The sequence below is a fragment of the Kribbella soli genome (assembly GCF_004331345.1).
Taxonomy (GTDB): domain Bacteria; phylum Actinomycetota; class Actinomycetes; order Propionibacteriales; family Kribbellaceae; genus Kribbella; species Kribbella soli.
Map to the genome: position 1 here is coordinate 2201240 of NZ_SJJZ01000001.1, position 16646 is coordinate 2217885.

Below are 16646 nucleotides of genomic sequence, written 5' to 3' on the forward strand. Positions count from 1 at the left end.
AAAGGTTGCGCAAGGGACCTACGGGCGGGCGGGGGTCCAGGATTCGGTAGGGGTACCGTTCGAGTGGGCCTCGGGACCGGCGACCGTGCCGGAGTCGCCCACGAGTGATCGGGATATTAGTGATGAGTGATCTGGGTCGAGTGCTGGTACTGGCAGGTGGACTGTCGCACGAGCGGGACGTCTCGCTGCGGTCCGGCCGCCGAGTGGCGGACGCCCTGCGCAGTGTCGGCGTGGAGGTCGAGCAGCGCGACGTCGACGCATCCCTGGTCGATCGTCTGCGCCAGGATCCCCCGGACGCGGTCTTCCCCGTCCTGCACGGCGTCACCGGCGAGGACGGCGCACTCCGCCAGGTCCTCGACCTGTACGGCGTTCCGTACGTCGGAGCCGACGCGGCCGCGTGCCGTACGGCGTTCGACAAGCCCGTGGCCGCGACAGTCGTCGGCGCCGCGGGACTGCACACGCCTGCGTCAGTCGTGCTCGGACACGACACGTTCCGCGAGCTGGGTGCCGCTGCGCTGATGGAAGCCGTGATCCAGCAGGTCGGGCTGCCGCTGGTCGTGAAGCCGGCGCGTGGCGGGTCTGCGCTGGGCGCGTCGATCGTGCGGTCGGCCGACGAGCTCCCGTCGGCGATGGTGAACTGCTACGCGTACGGGCCGGTCGCGTTGATCGAGCAGTACATCGACGGGACCGAGGTGGCCGTGACGGTTGTCGACGTCGGTGACGGGCCGCGGGCGTTGCCTGCCGTGGAGATCCGGCCGGACTCGGGCTTCTACGACTACGAGGCGCGTTACACGGCTGGCGCGACGCAGTTCGTCGTACCTGCTCGGCTGGAGCCGGAGGCCGCCGGCGCTTGCGCCGCAGCCGCCGTACAGGCACACCAGGCGTTGGGGCTGCGCGACCTGTCCAGGACTGACCTCGTGGTGGACGCGGCCGGCGTGCCGTGGTTCCTCGAGGTGAACGTAGCGCCGGGCATGACGGAGACGTCCCTCGTCCCACTGGCCGCCGAGGCAGCCGGGATCGAGCTCGGCGTCCTCTGCCGCGACCTGCTCGCCACCGCAGCAGCCCGCTGAGCCCCGGAACCACCCATGCCCGACCCCCAAGACCCGGCACCCGCCGTCCCCACGGACACGCCCGCTAGTGGGGGGTCTGGTCGGCCGCTGTGGCGGACTGTTCTGACGCCTCAGTGGTCCGGGCTCCTCGTGCTGGCCCTTGCGATCGCATCTGTCATGACGGTCATGGGCGTGTGGCAACTGAGCGTCTACCAATCGAAGACGGCCAACGCCACCGCCCAGCGCGCCGCCGCAGCTCCGGTCGAGCTGCAGTCGTTGTTCTCGATCGACGAGGGCCTACCGTCGAAGGCTGTCGGTCGGCGAGTGACCGTCGACGGCACCTGGGGCCCAGCCGCGGACCAGGTCCTGATCGCCGACCGCCTGCAGGACGGGCGGGCCGGACAGTGGGTCGTTTCACCGCTGAAGCTCTCCAGCACCGACGCTGTGATGATCGTCCGCGGATGGGTCGCTTCGCCTTCTGATCCGGCCGTCACGGCGCCCTCCGGCCCGGTGCGGTTGAGCGGGTCCGTGGTGGCGTCCGAGGCCGAGGACTCGTCGGACGACGCCGCCAAGGGACGAGTGCTGTCGTCGCTGCGGATCCCGACGATCGTGCACCTGGTGAACTACCGGGTGTACGACGCGTTCGTCGTACAGTCCGCCGTGGATTCAGGCGTCGTACCGTCACCCGCGCCGGCAATCGTCGCACCGCCCCCGCCACCCACGGACCACGCCGGTCTGCGCAACGTCGCCTACGCAGTCCAGTGGTGGATCTTCGCCGCCTTCACCCTGTGGATGTGGGCCCGCATGGTCCTGGACGCCCACCGCGAACCCGACCAAGGCCCATCAGCCGACCCCGGCACAGACGACCCCGGCACAGACGACCCGGCGGCAGGTGACTCGGGGACGGGTGACCGTGTCGGAGAGGCTGTGGAGTCAAGCGGTACCGTTTCAGCGTGACTTCCTCTGCCGACCCCGCCACCTCCGCCGGCGCGCAGCCGCTCACCCCGGCCGTCCGCGGCGCACTGACCCGCTACCGCGTGATCGCGTACGTGGTCGGCGTGATGCTGCTCCTGCTGCTGTTCGTAGCGATGCCGTTGAAGTACCTAGGCGACAACCCCGGCGCAATGAACGTGATCGGCCCCCTCCACGGCTTCCTGTACGTCGTGTACCTGCTCGGCACGTTCGACCTCTTCCGCCGAGTCCGCTGGTCCCTCCCCCGCCTCGTCCTGATGGCAGTCGCCGGCACGATCCCCTTCCTCTCGTTCTACGCCGAACGCAAAACCACCCACGAACTCCTCGGCCGCTAACCCCCACCGCACCGGGATCTCGCCCCGCATGCGTGCCTGAGTCGACCCGCTAGGCGCGCTACCTAGCGTGCGGTTGACGTGCGATTGGCGTGCCGTGACGTCTCCGCTGGACTCAACTCTCGACTCTCAGCTGTGCGGCCTCGCGGACAGCCAGCAGCGGGGTCAGCGCGCGTCGGATGGCTGACAGCGGCTCCGCGCCGGCAGGGTCGGTAGACGGCGGATCGCGCGCTCGGGCACGGATACTTCCCGGCGTTCAGCGGCTGCTGCGCCGGCAGGAGCGGGTCAGCGCGACGCGAACGGACGGCAGTGGCTCTGCGCCAGCGGGGATGGGCGCCGCCGGATCGCGGGTAGGGCACGGGGGCTGCCCGGGGCCGAGCCGCCCGCTGTGATGGCGAGGGTCGCGGTCACCGCCCCGAACCCAGGCGCCTCGGCTTGCCCGATCCGGCTTGTCCCCTGTATGGGTCCGCTCCGGTCACTGCCGGGCTGTTTCTCCACTGGCAGGTTGTATCCGGCCACCGGTCACATGACCCGCCATCCCTCCGCGCCAGCCACCAGCCGCCATCCGCAGCCATCCGCCGTCGGCCTGGGCGGGCTCCGCGCCGGTGCGCGACGAGAGTCCTAGGCGCAGGGTGGAAGCCCTGGCGTCTGGCGGCGATCCCGGAGGCGAGGCACAGGAAACCGGCACGAGGAATGGGAACCCGACGCGTGGGACAGGAACCGGACGCGTGGGACAGGAACCGGACGCGTGGGACAGGAACCGGACGCGTGGGACAGGAACCGGACGCGTGGGATGGGAGCCGGGGTCGAGGCACAGGAACCGGGCGCGCGGGCACGACGCCGATGATCGGCGCTGGAGACAGGAAGTGGTTGCTGGGGACCTGCTATTTCAGGTTCCTAGCAACCGTTTCCTGTCCCCACCCCCCAGCCAATGTCCTTTCGGAGCCACATCGCACCCCACCTACCGGTCGCAGTGGGGAGGCCGCCCCGACCGACTTGGCCACCTTTGCCGGCCGCGGTCGCTCACCCCGGTCGGCCCCGTCGAGGGGCTGTCAGCGACCGCCTCATCCGGGAATCCGCGCAATGTTTCACATGAAACATTGCCGCATGGGGCGACGTTGATTTGTCGACATATCTCTCTGGCGATCTATTGCAGTACTTCGCACTACGAACTAGCTCTGTGAGCGCGATCCTAAGCGCCCTCCTTGAACTTATATCCTTGTGATTCCCGACGCCACGGCCCCTGAGGGCCCCGCTCAGCAAGTCCGATCAGGCCCCACTGGGCCCTCAAATCAGCTACGCCGTACGGCGTAGTGGAGGCGGACGGCGCCGGCGGTGTCTGTCTGGGCCGAGAGCAACTGGAGTCGCGTCGGAGGCTCCCCGACTGCGAGTGGCGATCCGTCCATGATCGACGGCGTCCCGAGTCCTCCGACCAGGGCAGGTGCCAGGGTCACGTGCAGTTCGTCGATGAGGTCTGCCCGCAGCAGCGCACCGTTCAGGCCACCGCCCGCGGTCGACAGGATGCATCTGATGCCTAGTTCAGTGGCCATCGCGGACACCGCTCGGCTCAGCTCGACGCGCTCTTCGCCGACGACGAGGTAGCAGATGCGTTCGCGGCGGAGGTATCCGAGATAGTCGGCCGGCGTCGACCGCGCCACCAGGACCAGTGCGTCCCAGTTCTGATGCCTCTCCGTCCAGCGCACTCGTCCACGACTGTCGACGACGGTGAACCACATGTGCTCCGGCGACTGCTGTTCGATGACATCCGCCGGTAGGAAGTGGTTGTAGAGCCCATCCGCGTCACCGTCGTAGAAAGGCAGTTCATCGGGGATCTCGTCCTCGGCCACCAGGCTGCCGCTGCCCTCCAGGATGGCATTACAGCCATGCTGCCGCCTGACTACCTCAATGACGTCGATCGCGACCGAGTCCGGCGCCTCCGGCGTCATCGAACTCCACAGATCCGTGTTCGGCTGATGCATCAAGAGCGCATTCCGGGTGAGCGCGACCTTGCCGTCAACACTCGCCCCCACGCTGACCACCACGCGCGGTCGCTTCGGCACTGCGCCTCCCCTGGTTCGCTGGACGGTGGATGCCAGGTCTACCAGCGCACGCCGACAATTCGGCGGGCGTGCTGGGAACGGCACGATCCTGCCGAGGCCAAGCGCCCGGCGTCCGTCACGCTGGGCGGCCGGACCTACGAGCTGGGCAGCGACGGGCGCCTGCCTGCGGAGGTCATGATCTACCGCAGCCCCGCAGTGGGGGGATCCGGTGAGGTCAGGCGTCGGTGGGTTTGTTGGGGTCCATCAGACTGACGATGCGCTCCAGGTCGTCCACGGAGGCGAACTCGACGGTGATCTTGCCCTTGGTCTTTCCGAGGTCGACCTTGACGCGAGTCTCGAAGCGGTCGGAGAGGCGGTCGGCCAAGTCGATGAGGCGCGGTGCGACCGGCTTGTTCCGGCGGCGTGCCGGGGTGGGGTCCTCGGCGCTCATGTCGCCGAGCGCAACGATCTCCTCGACCGTCCGCACCGAGAGACCCTCGGCCACGATCCGCTGCGCGAGCCGCTCGATCGCGTCGCCACTCGGAAGACCGAGCAGCGCCCGCGCGTGGCCTGCCGACAGGACACCGGCCGCGACCCGGCGCTGAACGGAGGCCGGCAGCTTCAGCAGTCGCAGCGTGTTGGAGATCTGCGGCCGCGACCGCCCGATCCGCGTCGCGAGGACCTCCTGCGTGCACCCGAAGTCGTCGAGCATCTGCTGGTACGCCGCCGCTTCTTCCAGCGGGTTCAGCTGGCTCCGGTGCAGGTTCTCCAGGAGCGCGTCCCGCAGCATCGCGTCGTCCGACGTCTCCCGCACAATCGCCGGAATCGTCGTGAGGCCGGCCTGCTGCGTCGCGCGCCAGCGCCGCTCGCCCATGACGAGCTCGTACGTGTCGCCCTCGAGCCGACGTACGACGATCGGCTGCAGGAGGCCGATCTCCTTGACCGAGTGGACGAGTTCCTCCATCGCCTCCTCGTCGAAGACCGTCCGCGGCTGCTTCGGGTTCGGCGTGATCTTCTCGACGTCGATCTCCGCGAACGATGCCCCTGGCACCGCGGCCAACTCCGGCCCCTGCCGCTCCGTCGGCGTCGCCACCGGGGGTGCCCCCGGGATCGAGTTCGACTTGCTGCCGAGGGTCGTGGTGCCAGGCGCCGGCGAGCTGGGGATCAGCGCACCAAGTCCGCGTCCGAGTCGGGTGTTCATCGCGCTCCCTCGAGGTCGACATCCTGCTGAGCTACTGCTGGCCTACCACAACGCCTGCCGGACACCGTCACTCCCGTACCGGCCCCCGTGTCCCGTTTCACGTGAAACGGCACCATCTTCGTCAGGCGTTGTTCCGCATCGCGATCTCCCGGGACGCCTCCAGGTACGACAGTGCACCGGCCGAGGCCGGGTCGTACGCGAGCACGGTCTGCCCGTGGCTCGGAGCTTCCGAGATCCGCACCGAGCGCGGTACGGCGGTCCGCAGTACGGCGTCCTTGAAGTGGCCACGTACCTCGGCGGCGACCTCACCGGCCAGCTTCGTGCGGGCGTCGTACATGGTCAGCAGAATCGTGGAGACGTCGAGCCCGGGGTTCAGGTGCGACTTCACCATGTTGATGTGGCGGAGCAGTTGCGACAGGCCCTCCAGCGCGTAGTACTCGCTCTGGATCGGGACCAGCACCTCGCGCGCCGCGGTCAGCGCGTTCACCGTCAGCAGGCCGAGCGACGGCGGGCAGTCGATGAAGACGTAGTCGTACTTCTCGCCGGCAGCCTCGGTCTCGGCCAGGTAGGCCTCGAGCACGGTCTTCAGCCGGCTCTCCCGGGCCACCAGGCTGACGAGCTCGATCTCTGCGCCGGCCAGGTCGATCGTTGCCGGGATGACCTGGATCCCGGGGTGCTCCGCGCACGGCTGGATCAGCTTGCCGAGCGGCTCGCCTTCGATGACCGCCTCGTACACCCCCGGCGTACCTTCGGCATGGTCGATCCCCAGCGCCGTCGACGCGTTGCCCTGCGGGTCGAGGTCGATGACCAGGATCTTCGCGCCGTACAGAGCGAGGCCGGCTGCGACGTTCACCGTCGTCGTGGTCTTACCGACACCACCCTTCTGGTTGGCGACGACGAAGACTCGGGTCTGGGCGGGCAGCGGGAACTCGCGGCCCATCGTGCGTCCTTCATTCACCAGCAGGGTCCGTTCGGTCGCGGCGGCGATCGGAGTCTCTAGGAGTCGTCGCTGAAGCTCGTCCGACGTGGCCCGCGCGGCGATCTGTGCGGCAGTCATAGCGCCCATTCCAATAGGTGCGGGACTTGGCCCGAAGAGGATGTCTGTAGGGGTCGGGGCGGGTCTACCCCCAGCTCCGTCCACAGGCTTCTGTGGACGAATTCCCGTGTGCGAGGGCAGTTTCATGCGGTCGTCATCCCCAGCCGGTGGAGACTCCGAAAGGTCCGGCTCGACGTCCACCAGTGACGCCGAATCGGGCCCGGAACCATCATCCCGCATGTCCGGCGTTTCACGTGAAACGGACGCCGGATCGTCGGCCGCCGGACCGTCGAGACCGGCCGCCGCAGCGGCCCGGAGTCCCGAGGTGTCGATCGGCGGTGACAGGGGCGGCTGCTCGGCAGCCGGTGTCGAAGAGGTCTGTGCTGGGGCGGCGGGAGCGGGTTCTTGACTCACCACACGGACGGCGGAGTCCGGTTCGGTCGGCCAGCCGATGCCTTGTGACGACGTCGGCACGCCGGTGCTCTTCTCGGGCCATCCGAGGGCACGACTCACCAACCCGCTCACCTCCCGTGTCTTGCGTGCCGGGATCCCCCTGCAGCACGTCCGGCCACAATACTCACCACAGTCGTGGGGTTGGCCAGTTCCTCGCCGCCGAGTTGATGAATATGACAAAGCTCTGCGCCGAGCTTCATCAATTCGCGCTCTGAGGCGTCCAGTTCCTCCTCTGCAGACGCCCCTTTCATCGCCAGCATGAGTCCGCCCTCGACACACAGCGGCAGACACCACCTGGCCAACTTGCCCAACGGCGCGACCGCCCGAGAGGTCACCACGTCGTACGACGCCGGCGGCAGATCCTCGGCCCGCGCCCGGACGACGGTCGCGTTGTCGAGCTCGAGCAAGTCGACCGCCTCCTGGAGGAAGGTGGTACGTCGCAGCAGCGGCTCGACGAGATCCACCTGGAGGTCGGGCCGGACGATCGCGAGCACGATGCCCGGCAGGCCCGCACCGGTGCCGACGTCCGCGACCGATGACTCCTCCGGGATCAACCGCTCGATGACGGCACAGTTCAACAGGTGCCGATCCCAGAGCCGCGGTACCTCGCGCGGCCCGATCAGTCCTCGCAGCGTGCCCTCGGTCGCCAGCAACTCGGCGTACGCCGAAAGCGGCACCGCCGCCCGTGGAAACAGCTTGTCCACGAGCGGCGGTGTTTCACGTGAAACGTCGTTCACAGCATCACGGTCATGGCTGGACCACCACGCGGCGGCGGGGCTCCTCGCCCTCCGACTCCGACGTCAGGCCGGCGGCGGCCACGACGTCGTGCACGACCTTGCGCTCGAACGGCGTCATCGGGTCCAGCCGCACCGGGGTACCGGTTGCCTTCGCCTCCTCGACCGCCTTGCGGCCGACCTCTTCGAGCTCCGCCTTCCGGTTCGCTCGGTAGTTCGACACGTCGAGCATCAGCCGCGACCGCTCACCGGTCTCCCGGTACACGGCCAGCCGGGTCAGCTCCTGGAGCGCCTCCAGCACCTTGCCGTTCTCGCCGACCAGGTTGTTCAGCTCGGCGCCGACGATCGAGACCGCAGCCCGGTCGCCATCGATGTCCATGTCGATGTCGCCGTCGAGATCGGCGATGTCGAGCAACTCCTCGAGGTAGTCCGCCGCGATATCGCTCTCCGCCTCGAGCGCCTTCAGGCGGTCGTCGGCCGAGTTCGTACCGGCGGACTGCTCCGCCGTGTCGGTGTTCTGCATGCCGTCAGTCACGGCCACTCCTTCATAATGTCGGGATCCGCCTCACGGGGACCCGGGGCATTCACAGGCAAAAGGGGGACTCGGGGGGTACGCGGGTCAGCGCGAACCGCCGGAGCGCTTCTGCGCCGCCTTCTTCTGCGCAGCCGACTTCGCCGCGGGCTGGCGCTTCGCTCCCGTCCCCTTCTTGCCGGCCGGCTGCTTCTTGGCAGCACCGGCCTGAGTCTTCTTCGGCGTGTCCTGCGGCCGCGGAGTGTCCTCCGGAGCGGACGTCTGGCCGTTGTTCGAGGTGGTGGCGCCACCACCGGCGGGACCGGTGGTCCTGCGGTCGCTGCGCGACTGCCGCTTCGGCTGCTGTCGCTGCGCCGGACGACGGTCCGTCGTGTCGGTCTCGGTCGCCTCGCCGTCCGTGCCCGGAACGCCCTCGTCGGCCGAGCGGCCGTGCCGCAGGTTCTGCTCGCGCTTCCGGGCCTGCATGGCGTCGTACGCCGGAGTGCCCGGAGCGGGGTTGCGGCGGATCACGTAGAACTGCTGACCCATCGTCCACAGGTTGGAGACGAACCAGTAGATCAGCACACCGATCGGGAAGTTGAAGCCACCGATGAGGAAGAAGATCGGGAAGACGTACAGCATGATCTTCTGCATCTGCGCGGCCTGGCCGGTGAGGGCCTCCTTCGGCATGTTCTTGCGCATCAGCTGCAGCTGCGTCGTGAACATCGTGGCCGTCATCAAGATGATCAGCACGATCGCGACGACCTTGACGTTGGCGGCGCCGGGGCCGTTCGCCTTCAGGAAGGTCTGCGAGATCTCGGCCCCGAAGATCTTCGCGTGCTGCAGCGACTGGACGTGCGGGTCCATGATGCTGCTGTGCGTCTTACCCTTCGACGCGTAGTCGAGCACGCGGAACAGGGCCAGGAAGATCGGCGACTGCAGCAGCAGCGGCAGGCACGAGGAGAACGGGTTGGTCCCGGTCTCCTTGTACAGCTTCATCATTTCCTGACCGAGCTTCTCCCGGTCATGGCCGTACTTCTTCTGCAGCTCCTTCATCTTCGGCTGCAGCAGCTGCATGTTCCGGCTGGAGCGGATCTGCCGGACGAACAGCGGAATCAGCAGGGTCCGGATGACGATCGTCAGGCCGGCGATCGAGAGCGCCCAGGCCCAACCGCCGTTCGGGTCGAGCACCTGGCTGAGCAGCCAGTGCCACCCGACCAGCAGTGCCGATACGGCCCAGTACAGCGGCGTCATCACCGTGTTGAACAGGTCTACGATCCCGTCCCACACCGCGAGCCCGGGGATGGCCAGAAGAGTCACTCACACACCTCGCTGCACAGGCCCGGCGTCGGCTGACGGTCCGGGCTGGTTGGCGGAGAAAGACTCTCCGCGCTGGTCGACATCTCTGGGAGGAACGGGGTCGTAGCCTCCGGGGTTCCACGGGTGGCAGCGAAGGAGTCGTCTCCCCGCCAGCCAGCTACCGCGCACCGCACCGTGGCGTTCGACCGCTTCCAAGGCATACGCCGAACAACTCGGGTAGAACCTGCAGACCTGCCCGTACAGCGGACTGATCAACAGCCGGTACAACTTCAGGAAACCGATGATCCCGCTGCGCACGGGATTGACGCGCATCATGGCCGCAGCACCCGGCTCAGGGCGCCGTCGACATCGGCCGCGAGCTCGTCGTACGACGCCGCAGCGGACGACGGCAGTGCGCGAACGACGGTCAGGCTGCCGGCCGGGAGATCGGAGAGCCGCGTCGCCATGACAGCACGCAGACGGCGGTGGACCCGGTTCCGCAGAACCGCGTTGCCCACCGCCTTGTTCACAACGAATCCGACGCGCGCGGGGCCGGCTTCACCGGCCCGCGCCAGCACATGCAGAACCACCACGCGTCGCGCCGCGCGCCGTCCGGACCGGACGGCGCGACGGAAGTCGTCGGACCGGCGCAACCGGTTCGACGCGGGCAACACGAGGTGGTCACCGTCAAATGGGTCGCTCAGGCCGCGAGGCGCTGACGACCCTTGCCACGGCGGGCGGCGATGATCGCGCGGCCCGCACGGGTACGCATCCGAAGACGGAAGCCGTGCTTCTTGTGCCGACGACGGTTGTTCGGCTGGAACGTCCGCTTGCTCACTGGAATGACTCCGGTTACTCGAGAACACAAAATGTCGACAAATCCACTGATTGGATCTGTCCAAGGTGCCTGTCCTGCACACCGTCGGAGAACCAGAGAACGGTCCCGCAGGGAGCGCAGCACGAAACGGCCGGCTCAACACCGACCGATCCACGGTACGTGGCTCCTTGTGGACAGGTCAAACCAGGTATCCCCAGACTTTTCCACAGGCTTGTGGACAGGATAGTGGGCAACCGATCGGGCCAGTGTTCGTCACTGTCCGATCGGAACGACGACAGAGAGCGATTTCCAACCACGACTACGCTCCGGCGTCCACCCGACACGCCGCAGGTTGCCCCCAATTTGCTGTTCATAGCCTGTGGATGACGGCTTGTAGGTGCCTGCTCGGACTTGTTAGCGTCACTCCCTCACACCAGAGGTCCCACACCCCGCGATCGGTAACCAACCTGCTCCGGCGGTCGTTCACAACTGTGGACAACCGTGTGGACAGACTCCGCACGGTGGTCGGGTCGAACGGTCGCGCAGTCCGGGATCAACTCCGGATCGCGCCGGCCACCGCAGCGACGAAATTCGGGGAGCAACGCGTGGTCGAGGACCATTCCGCCAGTGCGGAATTCACACCGGTGGAATTCACGGCCGAGTACCGGGCGGAGTACGGCGCCGACGGCCGGCAGGATCTGCGGCCCGAGCCCGACGCCGACATCCGTCCCGAGCCCGACGCGAACTTCCGCACCGAGGTCCGGCCCGTGCCGGAGCCGCTGCCGCGCGCCGAGGCCGGACCGGCGACGCCACCGCAGCCGACACCACTGCAGCCGCCGGCACCGACGCCGGCTCCAACTCAAACGCCGACACCGCGGATGGACCCGGGCGACTATCTGAGCCCGTCGCTCCCGATCCCGATGCCCGAGCCGCCGGCCGCGGGGTACCGCCCTGCGCCGCCCACGGCTCCGTACGGCTACCGCTCCGAACTGGAGCGCGCGGCCACTGATCTTCCGTCCGGCCCCTCGCAGTCCGCGGCAGGTACGACGTACTTCGGTGCGGCGCCGGCCGTCAACCAGTACCCCGGTGCGAGCAACGCCTGGGGTACGGCGGATTGGGGTACTGGCGGCGGCAATGCACCAGGCGCGGTACCGATCGAGGGGGAGGCACGTGTGGACGACGCAGCCACCAACCAGTGGTCACCCGATAGCCGGCCAACGCAGGAGAGCGCGGCCGCGCACCCGACTACCGAACATCCTCCAGCCGAACTCCCACTGACCGAGCCCGCAACCCCAGAGCCGGCAACTGACCAGCTCTTCCCCGACGCGCAGCTCCCGGAGCAGCACACACAAGACCACCAGGTGCCGACACAGCAGGTGCCTGCTCAGCACGTGCCAGCCCAGCAAGCGCCCGCCGCGCAGACGTCTGACCAGCACACGCCTGACCAGCAGCCAGTTGAGCAGCAGCCGGGTGATCAGCCGCAGGCAGCCGAGCAGCAGCCGCGTGAGCAGCAGCCGGCTGAGCACAACGCACCCCAAGAGCACGTGACGCAGCAAGAGCACGTCTCCCAGCAGCACGCTCCGCAGGAGCACGTGTCCTCGCACGTCCCGCAGCAGCAGGTGCCGCAGCCGCCGGCTCAGCAGGCACCCCAGCAGCCGACTCCCCAGCAGCCCACTCAGCAACAGCCCACCCCGCAGCAGGCGGCGCCGCAGCACCCCGCGGCACAACAGCACGCGCCGCAGCAGCCCGCTCCCCAAACGCTTCCGCCAGCCGCGCCGACCTCTGTCCCTCAGGACTCAGCTCCTCAGCAGCCCACGTTCCAGCAGCCGGTCCAGCAGGCTTCACAGCACCCGCAGTACACCCAGCAACCGAGCCCGCAGCAGCCAGCTCCGCAACAGCAAGTCCCCCAGCCGCAGGCTCCGCAGCAACAAGCCCCGCAACAGCAGGCGCCCCAGCAGCAGGCCGCTCAGCAGCAGGTGCCGCAGCAAGGGCAGCCCCAGCAGGGCGTGCCGGCGGCGACGGATCTTGGGGAGGCTTGGGCACGGGTGCTTGCCGGTCTGCCGCCGAACCAGCGGGCCTGGCTGACCAACTCGCGTCCGGTGACGCTGCACGAGAGCACCGCGATCGTCGCCGTACCCGACGACTTCACCCGCGGTCAGCTCGAGACCCGGCTCCGTCCCGACCTGGAGCGAATCCTCACCGAGAGCTTCGGGCGCGACATCCGGATCGCCGTCACCGTCGACCCGTCGCTCGACCCGGAGCTCCGCGAACAGCAGGCGGCGCCGCAACCGCAGTACACCCAGCAGCCGGTGCAGCACCCGCAACAGCACTCCCAGCACGCACCACAACAGCAACCGATGCAGCAGCAGCCCATGCAGCCGCCGGTTCAGCAGCCACCCGCCGTACGTGAACCGCTCCGGACCGACGGCGCGTTCCAGCCGACGATCCAGTCCGCCCTGACGGACCCGGACAACCAGTTCAGCCAGCCGGCGCGGGCACCGCAGCAGTACCAGCAGCAGCCGCAGCAGTCCTCGTTCGGCCAGCCGCTCGGATCGGTCGCCCCACCGCCGAACGGCTCGACGCAGTCGGCCACCGAGGGACAGGGTGAAGCTCGGCTGAACCCGAAGTACACCTTCGAGACGTTCGTCATCGGTAGCTCGAACCGGTTCGCGCACGCCGCCGCGGTCGCTGTCGCCGAAGCGCCGGGCAAGGCGTACAACCCGCAGCTGATCTACGGCGACTCCGGTCTGGGCAAGACCCACCTGCTGCACGCGATCGGGCACTACGTCCGCAGTCTCTACACCGGCGCCCGCGTGCGGTACGTCTCCAGCGAAGAGTTCACCAACGACTTCATCAACGCGATCCGCGACGACAAGGCGTCCCAGTTCCAGCGCCGGTACCGCGACGTCGACGTACTGCTGATCGACGACATCCAGTTCCTGGAAGGCAAGATCCAGACCCAGGAAGAGTTCTTCCACACCTTCAACACGCTGCACAACGCGAACAAGCAGATCGTGATCAGCTCCGACCGCGCGCCGAAACGCCTGGAGGCGTTGGAGGACCGGCTGCGGAACCGGTTCGAGTGGGGCCTGATCACCGACATCCAGCCGCCCGACCTCGAGACCCGAATCGCGATCCTGCGGAAGAAGGCCGCGACCGAGCGGTTGACGGCGCCGCCGGAGGTGCTGGAGTTCATCGCGTCGAAGGTGCAGACCAACATCCGGGAGCTCGAGGGCGCCCTGATCCGGGTCACCGCGTTCGCCAGCCTGAACCGGCAACCGGTCGATCTGAGCCTCGCCGAGATCGTGCTGAAGGACCTGATCCCCGAAGGCAGCAAGCCCGAGGTGACCGCGAGCATGATCATGGGCCAGACCGCGTCGTACTTCGGTCTCTCGATCGACGACCTGTGCGGTTCGAGCCGCAGCCGGGTGCTCGTCACGGCCCGTCAGATCGCCATGTACCTGTGCCGCGAGCTGACCGATCTGTCGCTGCCGAAGATCGGTCAGCAGTTCGGCGGCCGCGACCACACGACGGTGATGCACGCCGAACGGAAGATCCGGCAACTGATGTCGGAGCGGCGCAGTGTCTTCAATCAGGTCACCGAACTGACCAACCGGATCAAGCACCAAGCCAAGCAGCAATAACCACACAGGCTGGGGATACAGCTGTGGAAAACTGTGGGTATGGCCGTGGAAAGGTCCGGTTGGGGTGTGGATTGGCTGTGGGGACAGATTTCGCCGTCCACGGCCGTCCCCAACACAAGCGAGCGTCGTCCACACGGCGTCCCCAGGGCAAAATGGTGTCTGACCTGGGAAGTCGGCGCTTTTCCACAGTATCCACCGGTGCGAAGAACACTATGGAATCTGTAGAGAGATCGAAGGCCACAAAACGATCGAGCGGCCCGATCTGGGGAAAACCCCGATCTCGCGCCGGCTTGCAGGACCTGTCAGGCTGTTCCCGTAACCCCGCGAGCAGCAGTTCGCGGGACAACCGGAACGACGCCGACGCGACCCGCCCGAAGCGCCACGTCAGGCCCGATGGGCGCACAGCACCTTTGTCCGTGGCAGGATTCGCCTGGCACACAGCCGAAACAGGAGGCACCCAGCGGTGAAGTTTCGCGTCGAGCGCGACGTACTGGCCGAGTCGGTGGCCTGGGCCGCGCGTAGTTTGCCCAGTCGTCCCAGCGTCCCGATCCTTGCCGGCCTTCTGGTCGAGGCCGAGGACGGGCAGATCACCCTGTCCGGCTTCGACTACGAGACCTCGGTCCGGGTGACAGTGCCCGCGCAGGTGGCCGACGCCGGCAAGTGCCTGATCTCCGGCCGGCTCGTCGCCGACATCTCCAAGAGTCTTCCGAACCAGCCCGTGGACTTCGCGGTGGACGGCGCGAAGGCACAGGTCACCTGTGGCAGTTCGCGCTTCACCCTCCAGACGCTTCCCACAGAGGAATATCCGGCCCTTCCGGAGCTTCCGGCGGCCAGCGGCACGGTGAAGGCCGATGTCTTCGCCCAGGCCGTCTCGCAGGTCGTGACCGCGGCCGGCCGCGAGGACACGCTGCCGGTGCTGACCGGTGTCCGGGTCGAGATCGAGGGCTCCACGATCTCCCTGCTGGCCACCGACCGCTACCGGTTGGCGATCCGCGAGCTGGAGTGGAACCCGCAGTCCCCCGATGCCTCGGCCGCCGCGCTGATTCCGGCCCGTGTGCTGTCCGAGACCGCGAAGGCGATGACCGGCTCGGACGTGATCGTCTCGCTGGCGGCGCCCGGCACCGGTGACGGCATCGTCGGCTTCGAGGGTGAGGTTGCCGGCGGCAGTCGCCGCGCGACCACCCGGCTGCTGGACGGCGAGTTCCCGAAGGTCCGTGGCATCATCCCGACCGACGCGGCGATCGCCACCCGGGTCCGGATCGACACCGCGACCCTCGTCGAGGCCGTCAAGCGCGTCGCACTCGTTGCTGAGCGCAATGCTCCGGTCCGGCTGACCTTCGAGGACGACACTGTCACGCTCGACGCCGGCAGCGGTGACGAGGCGCAGGCGTCCGAGTCGCTCGAGGCGCGGGTCGTCGGCGAGCCGGTGACCGTAGGCTTCAATCCGACGTACCTGCTCGACGGTCTCGGCGCGATCGGTACGCCGGTTGCGCACCTGGCCTTCACGCAGGCGACGAAGCCGGCCGAACTGACCGGTGTGGCGGACTTCGACGGCGAACCGAGAGCTGAGTTCCGCTACGTGTTGATGCCGGTCCGCCTGAACAGCTGAACACCAACAGAACAAGGGGATTCACGATGGAGCTCGGCCTTGTCGGTCTCGGCAAGATGGGCGGCAACATGCGCCAGCGGATCCGGAACGCGGGCCACACCGTGGTCGGGTTCGATCACAACCAGGACATCTCCGACTCCAAGGACCTGGCCGACATGGTCGGCAAGCTCACCGCGAGCGACCAGCCCAAGGTGGTCTGGATCATGGTCCCGGTGCAGGCGATCGACCCGGTCGTCACCGAGCTGGCCGAGTTGCTCTCCCCCGGCGACATCGTGATCGACGGCGGCAACAGCCGCTGGACCGACGACACCCGTCGTGCCGCCCAGCTCGCGGAGAAGGACATCCGCTTCGTCGACTGCGGCGTCTCCGGCGGTGTCTGGGGCCTGGAGAACGGCTACGCGCTGATGTGCGGCGGCGACAAGGACACGGTCGACACCGTGATGCCGATCTTCGAGGCGCTGAAGCCCGAGGGCGAGTTCGGTTTCGTGCACGCCGGCAAGGTCGGCGCCGGGCACTTCTCGAAGATGGTCCACAACGGCATCGAGTACGGGATCATGCAGGCGTACGCCGAGGGCTACGAGCTGCTCGAGGCGTCGGACATCGTCGACAACGTGCCGCAGGCGTTCCAGTCCTGGCGCGAGGGCACCGTGATCCGGTCCTGGCTGCTCGACCTGCTCGTGAACGCGCTCGACGACGACAACCACCTGGAGAAGATCAAGGGGTACGCCGACGACTCCGGTGAGGGCCGCTGGACCGTCGAGGCCGCGATCGACCTCGCCGTACCGACGCCGGCCATCGCCGCCGCGCTGTTCGCCCGGTTCGCGTCCCGGCAGGACGACTCGCCGGCGATGAAGGCGATCGCCGCGATGCGCAACCAGTTCGGTGGGCACGCGGTGAAGGGCGCCGAGGCAGCCGACCCGTCGTACGCGACACCGCCGATCAAGCACTGA

The 16646-nt window shown here is 68.0% G+C and carries 14 protein-coding genes and 1 pseudogene; 6 read left to right on the forward strand and 9 right to left on the reverse strand.

What is annotated here, in order from left to right; genetic code table 11:
- Positions 1-122: 122 nt before the first annotated feature.
- From E0H45_RS11045 to E0H45_RS11055, 3 genes are all read left to right on the forward strand, one after another.
- Positions 123-1070: a D-alanine--D-alanine ligase family protein gene (locus E0H45_RS11045; RefSeq protein WP_131336702.1), complete on the forward strand. Its 948-nt coding sequence runs from the start codon at positions 123-125 to the stop codon at positions 1068-1070.
- 156 nt (positions 1071-1226) lie between these two features.
- The gene (locus tag E0H45_RS11050; RefSeq protein WP_238154903.1) at positions 1227-2006 is read left to right on the forward strand and encodes an SURF1 family protein; all 780 of its coding nucleotides are present in this window, start codon (positions 1227-1229) and stop codon (positions 2004-2006) included.
- Positions 2003-2356, forward strand: coding sequence for a DUF3817 domain-containing protein (locus tag E0H45_RS11055; RefSeq protein ID WP_131336704.1), 354 nt, complete (start codon positions 2003-2005; stop codon positions 2354-2356). Before E0H45_RS11050 ends, E0H45_RS11055 begins: the two co-directional genes overlap by 4 nt.
- A gap of 1289 nt (positions 2357-3645) precedes the next feature.
- Here the strand turns inward: E0H45_RS11055 and E0H45_RS11060 are convergent.
- The 9 genes and pseudogenes from E0H45_RS11060 to rpmH all read right to left on the reverse strand — a co-directional run bounded on the left by E0H45_RS11060 (position 3646) and on the right by rpmH (position 10464).
- A complete protein-coding gene (locus E0H45_RS11060) occupies positions 3646-4413 on the reverse strand; it encodes a RibD family protein (protein ID WP_165546405.1) in 768 nt (255 codons plus the stop codon).
- A 214-nt stretch (positions 4414-4627) separates the two neighbouring features.
- Positions 4628-5593 carry a ParB/RepB/Spo0J family partition protein gene (locus E0H45_RS11065; protein WP_131336708.1) on the reverse strand — a complete coding sequence of 322 codons (966 nt, stop codon included), beginning with the start codon at positions 5591-5593 and terminating at the stop codon, positions 4628-4630.
- 121 nt (positions 5594-5714) lie between these two features.
- Positions 5715-6650 carry a ParA family protein gene (locus E0H45_RS11070; protein ID WP_165546406.1) on the reverse strand — a complete coding sequence of 312 codons (936 nt, stop codon included), beginning with the start codon at positions 6648-6650 and terminating at the stop codon, positions 5715-5717.
- Positions 6651-7150: 500 nt separating this feature from the next.
- Positions 7151-7819 carry a 16S rRNA (guanine(527)-N(7))-methyltransferase RsmG gene (rsmG, locus tag E0H45_RS11075; RefSeq protein ID WP_131336710.1) on the reverse strand — a complete coding sequence of 223 codons (669 nt, stop codon included), beginning with the start codon at positions 7817-7819 and terminating at the stop codon, positions 7151-7153.
- Positions 7820-7829: 10 nt separating this feature from the next.
- Complete coding sequence (locus E0H45_RS11080) at positions 7830-8351, reverse strand: Jag family protein (protein WP_452236344.1); 522 nt, start codon at positions 8349-8351, stop codon at positions 7830-7832.
- A gap of 306 nt (positions 8352-8657) precedes the next feature.
- Positions 8658-9581: pseudogene (gene yidC / locus E0H45_RS11085) on the reverse strand (membrane protein insertase YidC); the annotation flags it as partial.
- 66 nt (positions 9582-9647) lie between these two features.
- Positions 9648-9962 (reverse strand): membrane protein insertion efficiency factor YidD, encoded by a 315-nt coding sequence (gene yidD, locus E0H45_RS11090; protein ID WP_337590404.1) that lies wholly within the window; start codon positions 9960-9962, stop codon positions 9648-9650.
- A complete protein-coding gene (rnpA, locus tag E0H45_RS11095; protein ID WP_131336714.1) occupies positions 9959-10300 on the reverse strand; it encodes a ribonuclease P protein component in 342 nt (113 codons plus the stop codon). Before rnpA ends, yidD begins: the two co-directional genes overlap by 4 nt.
- Positions 10301-10326: 26 nt before the next feature.
- The gene (gene rpmH, locus E0H45_RS11100) at positions 10327-10464 is read right to left on the reverse strand and encodes a 50S ribosomal protein L34 (RefSeq protein ID WP_130386492.1); all 138 of its coding nucleotides are present in this window, start codon (positions 10462-10464) and stop codon (positions 10327-10329) included.
- 2036 nt (positions 10465-12500) lie between these two features.
- Between rpmH and dnaA the strand changes: the two genes are divergently transcribed.
- From dnaA to gnd, 3 genes are all read left to right on the forward strand, one after another.
- Positions 12501-14087, forward strand: a complete 1587-nt coding sequence (gene dnaA, locus E0H45_RS11105) for a chromosomal replication initiator protein DnaA (protein ID WP_420323332.1) — start codon at positions 12501-12503, stop codon at positions 14085-14087.
- Positions 14088-14550: 463 nt separating this feature from the next.
- Positions 14551-15696: a DNA polymerase III subunit beta gene (gene dnaN, locus E0H45_RS11110; protein ID WP_131336716.1), complete on the forward strand. Its 1146-nt coding sequence runs from the start codon at positions 14551-14553 to the stop codon at positions 15694-15696.
- A 26-nt stretch (positions 15697-15722) separates the two neighbouring features.
- Positions 15723-16646, forward strand: coding sequence for a phosphogluconate dehydrogenase (NAD(+)-dependent, decarboxylating) (gene gnd / locus E0H45_RS11115; protein WP_131336718.1), 924 nt, complete (start codon positions 15723-15725; stop codon positions 16644-16646).